This is a genomic window from Pseudemcibacter aquimaris (genome assembly GCF_028869115.1).
GTDB lineage: Bacteria > Pseudomonadota > Alphaproteobacteria > Sphingomonadales > Emcibacteraceae > Pseudemcibacter > Pseudemcibacter aquimaris.
Map to the genome: position 1 here is coordinate 3,162,012 of NZ_CP079800.1, position 12,995 is coordinate 3,175,006.

Genomic DNA, 12,995 nt, shown 5'->3' on the forward strand with positions numbered 1-12,995 from the left:
ACAAGTTTGCGTATGATGCCTGAAACAATCAATCGGAGTTATCAATGAAACCCATTATTTCGTTTTTCATTATCACATTTTCTATTTTGACTTGCCAAGCAGTGGCCCAAGATACGCCAATCATTGAATATGAGCAATATACCTTGAAAAACGGATTGCGTGTGATCGTCCATGAAGACAGAAAAGCGCCAATCGTCAATGTGAACGTTTGGTATCATGTGGGTTCAAAAGATGAGCCGGACGGTAAAAGCGGGTTTGCCCATCTGTTTGAACATTTAATGTTTAATGGCAGTGAAAATTACGACGATGACTTCTTTAAACCGTTACAAGAAATTGGCGCCAGCGGCATAAACGGCACCACATCTCGTGACCGTACCAATTATTATCAAACAGTTCCAAGAGGCGGCCTAGACCGTATTTTATGGATGGAATCCGACAGAATGGGTCATCTGCTTGGTGCCGTAAACGAAGATAAAATTACTGAACAACGTGATGTCGTAAAAAATGAAAAACGTCAGGGCGAAAACAGGCCCGGCGGCAAACTTTATTACCGCATTTATGAAGGGGTATACCCGAAAGATCACCCGTACCATCATTCCACCATCGGTTCGATGGAAGATCTGGATAGTGCATCCGTTGAAGACGTTCATGAATGGTTCAAAGCATATTACGGCCCCAACAATGCTGTTATCGTTTTAAGCGGTGACATTGATGCTGAAGAATCAAAGCCGTTAATGGAAAAGTATTTTGGTGATATTCCGGCTGGCCCACCGATGACGCAGCGCAAACAGTGGGTGCCAATCCATGATAGTAACCGTTACGAGGTTATGGAAGACCACGTCCCACAAACTTACATGACCTGGAGCTGGGCAATCCCAGGACGCACCACAAAAGAATATGCAGAACTGGAAGTCGCCGCGAGCATTTTTGGTGGTGGGCGCAATTCACGCCTATATGAAAAACTCGTCCATGAAGAAGAACGCGTTAACAGCGCGTCCGCATCACTGGTACCCGGTGAATTATCCGGTATGTTCATGATTTCGGCAGAACTTAAATTCGGCGAAGATCCGGATGAAATTGCGGCCATCATTGAAGACATGCTTGCCGATTTCCTTGCAAAAGGGCCAACAAGAAAAGAACTAAACCGCGTTAAAACCGTCATTGATAACAGCCTGATCCGCGCCATGGAGAGCATTTCCAGTAAAGGATCACTACTGGCAAGCGGCGCCATTTACGATAACAACCCGGGATTTATCCATAAAAAGCAAGCTTGGCAAAGCGCATCCACCTTAAAAAGTATTCGCGAGGTGAGCAATAAATGGCTGAACCATGGTTTCTTGAAAATGGATTTGGTTCCATTTGGCCGTTATGACGTAACTGAAAGCACCGCAGACAGAAGCGCGATGCCGGATATGACAAGTACATCGGCGATTAAATTACCGCCGCTGCAAACGGCAACACTTGAAAATGGTATCGAAGTTGTGCTTGCCGAAAGACGTACTGTGCCGACAGTGACACTGGCCATGCGATTTGATGCCGGCAGTGTAACTGATCATCCTGCAAAAGATGGTATTGCCGATTTCACGTTCGGCAATATGAACGAGGGGACGAAATCACTTGAATCGCTTGATTTCGCAGACCGCAAAACCATGCTAGGTGCACGCATAGGATTTGGTAATGGCCTTGATAGTTCAAATATCAGCCTATCTGCGCTTAAGAAAAATCTGACTGAATCCATTGAATTATGGGCAGATGTCATTCGCAATCCGGGCTTTAGGCCAGTGGATATCGAACGGGATCGCTCATTAACACTAGCGAGCCTTGAAAACGCGAAAATGAGCCCCGGCAGCATCGCCGGCAATTTAATGTCAACCGTGCTTTATGGATCAGATCACGTTTATAGCGGCAGAACCATCGCCGAAAAAGAAGAAGCCATCAAAAGCATCAAATTACAAGATTTACAGGACTTTCATGATTTATGGATCAGGCCGGATAACGCAAAAATTTATGTTGTCGGTGATACAACACTAGAGAAAATCGTTGAAGAACTGAATAACGCATTTGGCGATTGGGAAAACCCAAACCGTGCTAAGGGCGACAAAAATCTAACTGATGCTGCATATGCCGAAGAAACACGTATTATTCTTGTGGATAGACCGGGTGCCGTTCAATCCATCATACAAGCGGCACATCTTGTGTCACCATCCACAGATGATAATGCCTTTAATATTAACGCCATGAATGACATTCTGGGCGGTGAATTTACGTCACGCATCAATATGAACCTACGCGAAGATAAGGGGTGGTCATATGGTGCTGGCAGTTACGTTAGCCAAGCCATTCGCCAACGTTCTTTCAGAATAAGCACGTCCGTTCAAACCGACAAGACGGCCCTTTCCATGCAGGAAATCTTAAAAGAGCTTAAAGAATATCAGAATGACCGCCCACCAACGGACGAAGAAATGATGCTGATGGTAAAAGGACAAACCCTGCCCCTTCCTGGACGTTTTGCAACCAATACAAGTCTGATTAATTATATTATGAGCAACGAACATTATGGTCGTCCGTATAATTACGCAGAAACACTTGCCGGGAAATATACGGCCTTAACGCCAGAAGTTTTACAACAAACGGCTAAAGAAAATCTTCGTCCCGATGCCATGTATTGGGTGATTGTCGGCGATCTTTCCAAAATTGAACAAAATATCCGTGATCTCAATCTCGGCACCATAGAAGTATGGGACGCAAACGGTAAAAAACAAAGGTAAGATATGCTAAAAAAAATTACATTTCTGTTTTTGATTTTTATGAATTTGTCATATGCGCAAGACACCACACAAATTGACAGGGAAATGCGTGAAACCATTAACCAGATTGTTATGTCAAGCGATGTACCGGGAATATCAGTTGCGATTGCAGGACCGGACGGATTGATCTGGTCTGGCACGGCCGGTTATTCAAACATTGAAGAAAGGCAAAATATTTCACAAGGCCATCTTTTTGGTATTGGCGATTTATCAAGTGATTATATAGCGGCCACCGCTGTGATGTTGATCAAGGATGGCCTTCTTGATGAAAATGCAACGCCAAAAGACATTCTGGGGAATATTGTAAACCATATCGAATATGCTGACCGCGCAACTGTAAAACAATTAATCGCACAGCAAAGTGCCATATATTCATATGACCGCGATAATGATTGGCAGCGCCGCGCCCGCGGCATTCAATTAAACCCTAAATACCGCTGGGAAAAAGGCGAAGCTTTAAAATATAACGCAAGCAATTTGACCATTTCGACCAGCATCCCGGGTTCAGAAACGGCATATTCAAAAACCAATGCAACCTTGCTGGGATTAATCATTGAAAAAACATCCGGTGGCATGCTTGAAGATGAAATTCGTAATCGCATTCTCGTCCCTAATAATTTAAAAGAAACATACCTCGACGGTTATGAAATTCCACCAAAAGAAAAACGCGTCGGCAATTATCATTTGGGTACCAATCAATTTATTTCCGAAGTCGGCATCAATGCTAAATTTCAATTTATTGATGATACAATTCTATTGGATACGTCAGGGACCAGTTTAACGGCCGAGGGGCCCGCAGGCAGCATCCTTGCCACATCACGTGACCTTGCGCTATTTCAAGCGTCAATCTTAAATGGTGAACTATCCGATATAAAAAAATATTTACCCGCCCGTGACACATTTCACAGTGAAATTCTTGGCTTCACCACCGATGTCAAAATATTAGACACAAGCGGCATTGTGATCGTATCAAATGTTAATCTTGGCGTTGCAAATACGGGGCAAAATGCAGCACATGATTTTTTAAACACATATATGGAAAAGATCATTTTACCTGTCGCAAAAAAATATGCTAAGTAAACGCGGCATTAGAAAATTTAAGGAATAAATCATGACCGCGAGCAATAAAATCACCATCACCAAACCCGATGACTGGCACCTTCATGTTCGTGATAATGAATATCTGGCTGGTGTTCTGCCACATACGGCAGACCGTTTCCAACGCGCGATCATGATGCCTAACTTGGCAGAACCGGTAACCACAGTTGACATGGCAGAAAGTTACCGCGACCGCATTATTGATGCGCTTCCGGCAATTTATAAGCTAACATTTGACCCGCTTATGACGCTTTATCTGACCAACCGCACGAAAGTCTCCGAAATTAAAAAGGCGCGTGACGCTGGCTTTGTGCATGCGGTGAAATGGTACCCTGCGGGTGCAACAACCAATTCTTCAAAGGGCGTTAGTGATATTGTCGCCTGTTATGATGTTCTTGAGGCCATGGCAGAAGAAGGCATGCCCTTACTTGTACATGGCGAAGTGACCGACCCGCATGTTGATGTTTTTGACCGCGAGAGAATTTTCATTGAACAATTCCTTGAGGGCATCATTAAAAACTTCCCGGACCTTAAGGTTGTTTTTGAACATATCACAACAAAATATGCCGTGGAACTTGTTGAAAAATCATCCGCCAATGTGGGCGCAACCATTACGGCCCATCACATGCTGTTAAACAGAAATGCGATGTTCCAAGGCGGCATCAAACCACATAATTATTGTTTGCCGATATTAAAACGTGAAGAACACCGCGAAGCCTTGGTCAAAGCGGCGACAAGTGGAAACAAAAAATTCTTCCTCGGTACTGATAGTGCACCACACACAAGAAACGCCAAAGAAAACGCCTGTGGATGCGCTGGTATATACACGGCCCACGGCGGCATTGAATTATATGCTGAAATTTTTGATAAGGCAGATGCCCTTGCCAAATTAGAAGGGTTCGCGAGCCATCACGGGCCTGATTTTTACGGTCTGCCAAGAAACCGTGAAAAAATCACACTCACCCGTAAGAAAGTAGCTATTCCGGAAAGCTTCCCATTTGGAAACGAAGAGGTCGTCCCGTTCCGCGCCGGTGGTGAATTGCTCTGGTCTATTGATTAAACCAGAGCATTAATCTCACTTAAAGAATACATCCACCATATCGTGGGCATATTCAAGGCTGCTGAACTCACCACCTTCATCACGGTTTCTGAAAATCAGAAGTGAAAAATTCTTTTCCGGAATGCGGTAGTAAATATTGCGAAAACCAATTGAGCTGCCGGTATGATAATGCACATCCATGCCTTTATAATTTTCAAGGCGCCAGCCATAACCATAATTCATTAGCGTACCGTCATTGGTTTTTCGGTTTACGAACATGGCATCCATCATTTCCTGACTTAAAAGCTTATCCGTATAAAGGGCCTGATCCCATTTATAAAAATCTTCTAGACTTGAATATATGCCACCGTCACCCAACATGGCGCTCCAGTCATTTTGGTCGGTTTCAGTAATATCGCCATTTTCCGCAACAGTGTGTCCATAAGCACGGTTTGATACCACATTAACACCATCAACAAAGGCCAGTGTATTATCCATACCGATCGGGTCAAAAATATTTGCCTTTACATAATCACGCCAATGTTCGCCGGTAATTTTTTCAAGGATTTTGGTAAATAAAACATAGGCAGAATTGCTGTAAACATGCTGCTCGCCAACGGCAAAATCAACATCATCCAGGGTCACCATGAAATCAAAAACATCCTGATCTGTAAATTGACGATCAAGACCCAATTCCGACATTGGGGCATAATCTTTTAATCCTGATGAATGTTGCAGCATATGGCGAATGGTAATATCTTTTCCATGTTCGGGATATTCAGGGAAGATGTCTGTCAGTGATGTATCGAGGGTCAACTGACCACGTTCCACAAGCTGTAAGATCGACATCGCGGTGAATTGTTTGGTCACTGAAGCAAGACGGAAATTTGATTTTGGTGTTACCGGTGTGCCGTCTGCAACACGGGCCATGCCGTATCCTTTTTGCAAGGTAACCTTACCATCCTGAATAACCATCACGGCCGCACCCGGATTATTACCGGTAAAGGCTGCAAAAATTTCATCAATTTGTTGCTCGGATGTTTTTTCGTTTGTCATTTCCGTCTTCTCACTTGCGCAGGCTGTTAATAAACCCGCCATAAAAACCGCAATCCATTTTTTCATAGATCATCCCTCTATCTTTTTAAAAATCCGCTATAGCAATATTCTGCTGGTCCAGACATAACGGGCGATACCGCATCTTTATAAGAAATTTTTAAACTACCGCCCGGCATATGAACATTTGCCGATGGGGTTTTAATCAATCCGCGTTTAAAGGCCGCTGCAACCACGGCGCAGGACCCACTGCCGCAGGCTTGCGTCAATACACCTGGTCTTTCATAAACCTGAAACTTGATATTATCTTCATCCAATATTTCAGCAAGGCCCACATTGGCTGATTCTGGAAGCATTGGATGCTTTTGGATGCGTGCCCCAACCGCCGCCAGATCAACACTATCAAAATCATCAACGAAATAAACAAGATGAGGATTCGCCACATTAATGGCAACACCGTCCGATACCCCCTCATCAGAAATATCCACATGAAGGGTATCACATTCTTTGGCGAGCGGAATTTTATCCCACTGATCCGAAATTTTGCCCATTTCTACGCTGTAATTATCACCATCGCGTTCGCAATGAAGCACTTCGAAATTAATTTCTACGTCAATTTCATCAAGGCCAGTTTCGTCAAAAAAGAGCCGTGCGATACATCGGGTTGCATTACCGCAGGCTTCAACCTCTGGCCCGTCCGGATTATAAATACGAACACGGGCATATGCGCCCGCACCTGCTTCGGTTACTGGCTCAATAACCAGCAACTGTTCTGCCCCCACTCCCGTGCGTGGATCACATATTTGGATAATTTCTTCAGCTGTGGGCTTAAAAGGATCATTGCGGCCATCAACGATGGCAAAATGATTTTTAAGCCCCTGCATTTTTATAAATGGACGCCCTTTTGGCGTTAAATCAGACCAGCTTTTCATAAATTATGAAATAAAAAGCGATGCAATTGCATCGGTTACATATTCAATATTATCTTCCGTAAGCCCCGCCATATTCACACGACCATTGGCCATAAAGAAAATATAATGATCATTAATCAACGTTTGAATTTGTTCCGCTGATAATGTCAGATAAGAAAACATACCATTTTGTTCAGCGATATAACCAAAACCGCTGTTTGGCGCTTTTTTATTCATCAATTCAACAAAAAGAGTACGCATTTTCTTAACACGGTTTCTCATTTCATCAACTTCGTTGATCCATTCAGCTTTAAGATCAGGTGTTCCAAGAATATGCGCGGCAACAGCCGCACCATGATCAGGTGGCATAGAATAATTTGCACGTACTGCACCGAGTAAATGTGATGCGTTTGTGCTATGCAGTTCTTCTGATGATGATACAAGTGTAATCGCACCCGCACGGTCACGGTACATTGCAAAGTTTTTTGAACAAGAACTTGCAATCAATGCTTCCGGTAATTTTTCTGCCATCAGTCGTGCCGCATAACTATCTTCATCAATACCGTTACCAAAACCTTGATAAGCAAAATCAACAAATGGGATTAGACCTTTTTCTTTCATCAGGTCGGCTAGCTCATTCCATTGTTCTTTGCTTAAATCTGCACCAGACGCATTATGACAACAACCATGCAGAATAACCACGTCGCCTTCTTTTGCACCGCTTAGGTCTTCAAGCATACCTTCATAAAGGAACTCACCACCCTTGATATCATAATAACGATATGGTTTTGGTGTTAACCCAAGCGATTTTGTAATTGCTGTGTGGTTCGGCCATGTCGGGTCAGAAATCCAGATATTTGCATTGGGGTTACATGTTTTCACAAATTCAAGACCAATGCGAACACCGCCTGTACCGCCAGGTGTTTGGAATGTTGAAACACGGTTTTCTTTCACCGCAACATGATCATCACCAATCATCATATCTTGGACAAGCTGATTAAATTCAGGATTTCCTGCCGGTGAAAGGTAAGTTTTCGTTGCCTGATTTTCCACCAGGTATTTTTCAGCTTTTTTCACGCTGTTTAAAATTGCCGTGTTGCCCTCAGCGTCTTTATATACACCTACACCCAGATCAACTTTGTTCGGGTTTTCGCATGCACGAAACATTTTCGAAACCATCAAAATTGGATCATCGCCCATCGGGGCCAAACCGCTGAATAGCATTTCATTTTTCCTTTATATATTTGAGCGGTGCAGAAGCACGTCTTCGCTCGTTAAAATTACCATTGGATTTAATTTTTCTTGCGCCCTGCTGTCAATGAAAACTTATCAAGAACGACTAGTTTTTATCACTGATCAGTATTTTTCTGACCCGTCCATTAAGTTCAGGGATAATTTCCGTTTGAAACCATGGGTTTTTCTTTAGCCAGATATTATTTCTGGGACTCGGGTGCGGCAAAACCATAATATGATCACCATACTCATGATAGCATTTTACCGTTTCAGTGAGTGTGCGTTTTTTCTGGCCCTTTAGATGCCAATTGATGGCGTATCCACCAATGATCAATGTTAATTCAACATTTTTTAAATGTTCCATAATCTCATCACGCCAGATATCTGCGCATTCTGGTCTAGGAGGCAAGTCACCCGTTTTTCCCGTGCCCGGATAACAAAACCCCATGGGAACAAGTGCGATTTTACGCTCATCATAAAATTGTTCGCGGTCTATTCCCATCCATTCTCTTAACCGGTCACCACTTGGGTCATTAAAAGGGATACCTGTTTCATGCACCCTGATGCCCGGGGCTTGCCCGACAATAAGAATTTTTGCCGTGCTGCTTGCCTGAATAACAGGGCGAGGACCACAGGGCAAATTATCTTCACATATTCTGCAAGATCTTATTTCTGATAATAATGTATCAAAGTTTCTCATAAAAAAACGGCGCATTTATTACTAAACACGCCGCCTTAAATAATTCATTAAATTTCATTATTCTGCTGGTTGTTCAGTGGCATCCGTCTCTTCAACCTTAATGAAACGACTTGTAATGACACCGGCCGTCATAGCGCCATTCACATTCAGCGCCGTTCTCGCCATATCAATCAATGGCTCAATTGAAATCAATAGCGCAACGATCTCGATCGGCAGTCCCATTGCCGGTAACACGATCATAGCCGCAAATGTTGCACCGCCACCGATACCAGCAACACCAAATGAACTGATGGTTACAATACCGACAAGGGTCGCCAGAAATGTGAAGTCGACCTCAACACCAACGGTTGGCGCCACCATTAATGCAAGCATGGTCGGATAAATGCCCGCACAGCCATTTTGACCAATGGTCGCCCCAAATGTAGCCGCCATATTGGCAATTGATTTTGGCACACCAAGCTTACGGGTTTGTGCATCCACATTAAGCGGAATACAAGCAGCCGAGCTCCTGGATGTAAAGGCGAATGTCAGCACCGGGAAAACGCTTTTGAAAAATTTACGTGGATTATATCCGGTAAGGCTTAATAGCAAACCATGCACCATAAACATAATCGCGATCGCAATGTAACTGGCCACAATAAATTTACCTAAATTCAAGATATCTTGCGGGTCTGATCCTGCCACGACGCGGATCATTAATGCCATCACACCATATGGTGTTAAGGACATCACAATCTTAACCAATCTCATCACAATGGTTTGTAATACATCAATACCTTTATGAAAGGCTTCTTTATGTACAGGATGTTCTTCTGTTGCTTTAAGCGCCGCAATCCCGAATAAAATGGAAAAGACTACAACAGAAATGATCGACATGGCCCCGGCTTGTCCGGATAGACTTAGGAAAATATTCCTTGGAATAAAGGACACGAGCATTGATTGAACTGTTAAATCATCGACACGACCCTGACGTCCTTCGATGGTTGCTAGGCGCGCCGTTTCACGTTCACCGCTCACCATACCTTCGGCCGAAAGGCTGAAAACTTCTGTCACACCAATGGCCACTACAGATGAAATCATTGTGGTTAAAACGAGCACAGCAACCACTGAACCACCGATCTTACCCAGCGATGTTACCTCATCAATCTTGGTAACCGCCGATACCATTGAAACGACAATAAGCGGCATAATAACCATGTAAAGAAGACTCACATACCCATTGGCGACCACATTGGTCCAGGCCAGTGTTTCCTTGGCTGTTTGCGTATCCGTACCGTAAAAGAGCTGCAACGCCGCCCCAAAGGCAACACCAGCCAGTAAGCCCATGATCACTTTTCTGGAAAGTTTCATATCTTTCTTGCTGAATTTTGCGAGTAACACCAATAACCCAACAAAGACCGCAAGATTTAAAAGCACAGTAATTGACATATAAAATTCCTTAAACCACTGGCAATGAACACCTTCATCGCCCAACCCCACTTCTTTAATAGTCATTATCACGCAAAACTTCAAGAGATCACAAAAGAATTATTTCCTAATAAGTTATGTTAAATAATTCATTTTTCAAAATTTATACCATTTTTTCCAAAATTTAAGGATGTTATTTTTCATTATGGTAATTCACAAAATTATATTTTGTATATTTATGTTTTTCAAAATATAATTCTATTTTCATTCAGGCACGTGCTTAATCGGCAATTTTTATATTCAAATATGAGAACAATTTTTGTGTCATCTTGTTCTCATATTAAATATGTTATACAAGCAATGTTTTATTAAACTAATACTTTTGGAATATATTGAATGCTACTTGAAAATACTAAAATCGCCGTTATTGGTCTTGGGTACGTTGGGCTGCCACTGGCTGTTGAATTTGGTAAAAAACGCGAAACATTGGGGTTTGAAATTAATCAATCTCGCGTTGATGAACTAATTGGTGGTGAAGATAGCACACTAGAATGCTCATCAGATGAATTAACTGAAGCCACGTATTTAAAATACACAACAGATATTGAAAAACTGAAAAACTGTAATGTTTATATTGTAACGGTGCCCACGCCGATCAATGAACATAAACAACCCGACCTAACCCCACTTGAAAAAGCATCAGAAATGCTTGGAGGTGTGATTAATAAAGGTGATATCATCATCTATGAGTCAACCGTTTATCCTGGATGCACAGAAGAAGTATGTATGCCGATCCTCGAAAAAACTTCCGGATCAAAATTTAATCAGGATTTTTTCCTAGGATATAGCCCGGAACGAATCAATCCGGGGGATAAAGAACACAGATTACCGACAATTAAAAAAGTCACATCTGGCTCAACACCAGAAATTGCAGAACTGGTTGATAAAATATATCAGGATATTATTACAGCTGGCACACATTTGGCGCCAAGTATTAAAGTCGCTGAAGCTGCGAAAGTCATTGAGAATACACAGCGCGATGTCAACATTTCCTTAATCAATGAACTAGCCAAAATTTTCAATATGCTTGATATTGATACACTGGATGTTCTTGAAGCTGCTGGCACAAAATGGAATTTCTTACCCTTCCGTCCCGGCCTTGTTGGTGGACACTGTATTGGTGTTGATCCTTATTACTTAACCTATAAAGCGCAATCAATCGGTTATAATCCGGAAGTAATTTTATCCGGAAGACGTATAAATGATGGCATGGGCGAATATGTTGTGACACAGCTCATCAAAAAAATGATCAAAAACAAAATTCAGGTTGATGACTCAAATATACTTCTGATGGGATTAACATTTAAAGAAAATTGTCCTGATCTTAGAAACACAAAAGTAATAGATATTATTTCTGAACTCAAAGAATATAATGTCAATGTCGATATCTATGACCCTTGGGTCTCTGAAGAAGAAGCGCAAGAAGAATATGGCTTAAAATTGCATACTAATCCTGAAATAGGCGCATATGATGCCGTAATCGTGGCTGTGGCACATAATGAATTTATCAAAATTGGCCCTGATGGAATACGCGAATACCTGAAAAGGGGAGGATTATTTTATGACCTTAAATCCTTATTTGAAAAAGACAAATCTGACTTAAGGTTATAATCTATGTCACGATATGATGAAATCAAAAATCAAATAAAAAATGATCCCAAGACATGGCTCATCACTGGGGTAGCCGGCTTCATTGGTTCAAATCTACTTGAGGCGTTATTACTAATGGATCAAAAAGTTATCGGACTTGATGATTTTGCGACTGGTCATCAGCATAATCTTGATGAAGTGGCATCTATTGTTTCAAAAGAGCAATGGAAAAATTTTCAATTTAGCAAAGGTGATATTCGTGATCTCGAAACATGCGTAAATGCCGTTCAAGGCATTGATTATGTCTTGCATCAAGCAGCCTTAGGCTCTGTTCCCCGTTCGATTGCTGACCCTCTAACAAGTAATACCGTCAATGTAACGGGCTTTCTCAATATGATAACAGCCTCTAAAGATGCTGGTGTCAAAAACTTCGTTTATGCGGCATCCAGTTCTACATATGGCGACCATCCAGAGCTTCCGAAAATCGAAGAAAATATAGGAAAACCATTATCACCATACGCCGTTACTAAATATGTCAACGAACTCTATGCCGATGTATTCAAAAGAACATATAATTTTAATTCAATTGGCCTAAGATATTTCAACGTTTTTGGGAAAAGACAAGATCCAAATGGGGCATATGCTGCTGTCATTCCAAAATGGGCTTCAGCAATAATTCAAAATGATGATATCTTTATTAATGGGGATGGTGAAACAAGCAGAGATTTCTGCTTTATCGAAAATACTGTGCAAGCAAATATTCTTGCGGCCCTCGCCCCTGAAAATGGATTAAATCAGGTATATAATGTAGCACTTGGTGATCGAACCACTTTGAATGAATTATTTGAAAACATCAAAAATGCCTTATCCGAAAACAATATTGAATATACTAAAGATCCAATTCATCAAGATTTTAGAGAAGGTGATGTAAGGCATTCACAAGCCGATATTTCAAGAATTAGTACATTACTTGGATATTCCCCCAATTATAAAATCAAAAATGGTATTAAGAAAGCGATGCCATGGTATGTCAAAAATCTGACAAAAATCCAAAACTAATATTTTTGATGGTCATTAGTTATACTATTCTGTAGATA

The 12,995-nt window shown here is 41.8% G+C and carries 10 protein-coding genes; 5 read left to right on the forward strand and 5 right to left on the reverse strand.

The genetic code is table 11. The features are described from left to right. Positions 1 to 44: 44 nt before the first annotated feature. The 3 genes from KW060_RS14865 to pyrC are packed head-to-tail and all read left to right on the forward strand — an operon-like array spanning position 45 to position 4,965. On the forward strand, positions 45 to 2,768 hold the full coding sequence (locus KW060_RS14865) for a M16 family metallopeptidase (RefSeq protein ID WP_249036217.1): 2,724 nt from the start codon (positions 45 to 47) through the stop codon (positions 2,766 to 2,768). Between the two features lie 3 nt (positions 2,769 to 2,771). Beyond that, positions 2,772 to 3,887 (forward strand): serine hydrolase domain-containing protein, encoded by a 1,116-nt coding sequence (locus tag KW060_RS14870; protein WP_249036218.1) that lies wholly within the window; start codon positions 2,772 to 2,774, stop codon positions 3,885 to 3,887. Between the two features lie 31 nt (positions 3,888 to 3,918). Next, positions 3,919 to 4,965, forward strand: coding sequence for a dihydroorotase (gene pyrC / locus KW060_RS14875; RefSeq protein ID WP_249036219.1), 1,047 nt, complete (start codon positions 3,919 to 3,921; stop codon positions 4,963 to 4,965). A gap of 15 nt (positions 4,966 to 4,980) precedes the next feature. Here the strand turns inward: pyrC and KW060_RS14880 are convergent, their stop codons facing one another. From KW060_RS14880 to KW060_RS14900, 5 genes are all read right to left on the reverse strand, one after another. Beyond that, positions 4,981 to 6,066, reverse strand: a complete 1,086-nt coding sequence (locus KW060_RS14880; RefSeq protein WP_249036220.1) for a serine hydrolase domain-containing protein — start codon at positions 6,064 to 6,066, stop codon at positions 4,981 to 4,983. Positions 6,067 to 6,077: 11 nt separating this feature from the next. Further along, positions 6,078 to 6,881: a diaminopimelate epimerase gene (gene dapF / locus KW060_RS14885; protein WP_249036221.1), complete on the reverse strand. Its 804-nt coding sequence runs from the start codon at positions 6,879 to 6,881 to the stop codon at positions 6,078 to 6,080. A gap of 51 nt (positions 6,882 to 6,932) precedes the next feature. After that, complete coding sequence (locus tag KW060_RS14890; protein ID WP_249036222.1) at positions 6,933 to 8,132, reverse strand: amino acid aminotransferase; 1,200 nt, start codon at positions 8,130 to 8,132, stop codon at positions 6,933 to 6,935. A gap of 115 nt (positions 8,133 to 8,247) precedes the next feature. Further along, positions 8,248 to 8,841: a uracil-DNA glycosylase family protein gene (locus KW060_RS14895; protein WP_420833130.1), complete on the reverse strand. Its 594-nt coding sequence runs from the start codon at positions 8,839 to 8,841 to the stop codon at positions 8,248 to 8,250. 57 nt (positions 8,842 to 8,898) lie between these two features. Then, on the reverse strand, positions 8,899 to 10,269 hold the full coding sequence (locus tag KW060_RS14900; protein ID WP_420833201.1) for an L-cystine transporter: 1,371 nt from the start codon (positions 10,267 to 10,269) through the stop codon (positions 8,899 to 8,901). A gap of 375 nt (positions 10,270 to 10,644) precedes the next feature. Here KW060_RS14900 and tviB point away from each other — a divergent pair, with 375 nt between their 5' ends. Beyond that, positions 10,645 to 11,919, forward strand: a complete 1,275-nt coding sequence (gene tviB / locus KW060_RS14905; protein WP_249036225.1) for a Vi polysaccharide biosynthesis UDP-N-acetylglucosamine C-6 dehydrogenase TviB — start codon at positions 10,645 to 10,647, stop codon at positions 11,917 to 11,919. A 3-nt stretch (positions 11,920 to 11,922) separates the two neighbouring features. Next, on the forward strand, positions 11,923 to 12,957 hold the full coding sequence (locus KW060_RS14910) for an NAD-dependent epimerase/dehydratase family protein (protein ID WP_249036226.1): 1,035 nt from the start codon (positions 11,923 to 11,925) through the stop codon (positions 12,955 to 12,957). Positions 12,958 to 12,995: the final 38 nt, after the last annotated feature.

Bases quoted from the DNA above. Each gene is read 5' to 3' on its own strand.
- pyrC (WP_249036219.1), top strand. From the start codon at position 3,919: ATGACCGCGAGCAATAAAATCACCATCACCAAACCCGATGACTGGCAC.
- KW060_RS14880 (WP_249036220.1), bottom strand. From the start codon at position 6,066: ATGAAAAAATGGATTGCGGTTTTTATGGCGGGTTTATTAACAGCCTGC.
- KW060_RS14890 (WP_249036222.1), bottom strand. From the start codon at position 8,132: ATGCTATTCAGCGGTTTGGCCCCGATGGGCGATGATCCAATTTTGATG.
- KW060_RS14870 (WP_249036218.1), top strand. From the start codon at position 2,772: ATGCTAAAAAAAATTACATTTCTGTTTTTGATTTTTATGAATTTGTCA.
- tviB (WP_249036225.1), top strand. From the start codon at position 10,645: ATGCTACTTGAAAATACTAAAATCGCCGTTATTGGTCTTGGGTACGTT.
- KW060_RS14900 (WP_420833201.1), bottom strand. From the start codon at position 10,269: ATGTCAATTACTGTGCTTTTAAATCTTGCGGTCTTTGTTGGGTTATTG.
- dapF (WP_249036221.1), bottom strand. From the start codon at position 6,881: ATGCAGGGGCTTAAAAATCATTTTGCCATCGTTGATGGCCGCAATGAT.
- KW060_RS14865 (WP_249036217.1), top strand. From the start codon at position 45: ATGAAACCCATTATTTCGTTTTTCATTATCACATTTTCTATTTTGACT.
- KW060_RS14895 (WP_420833130.1), bottom strand. From the start codon at position 8,841: ATGAGAAACTTTGATACATTATTATCAGAAATAAGATCTTGCAGAATA.
- KW060_RS14910 (WP_249036226.1), top strand. From the start codon at position 11,923: ATGTCACGATATGATGAAATCAAAAATCAAATAAAAAATGATCCCAAG.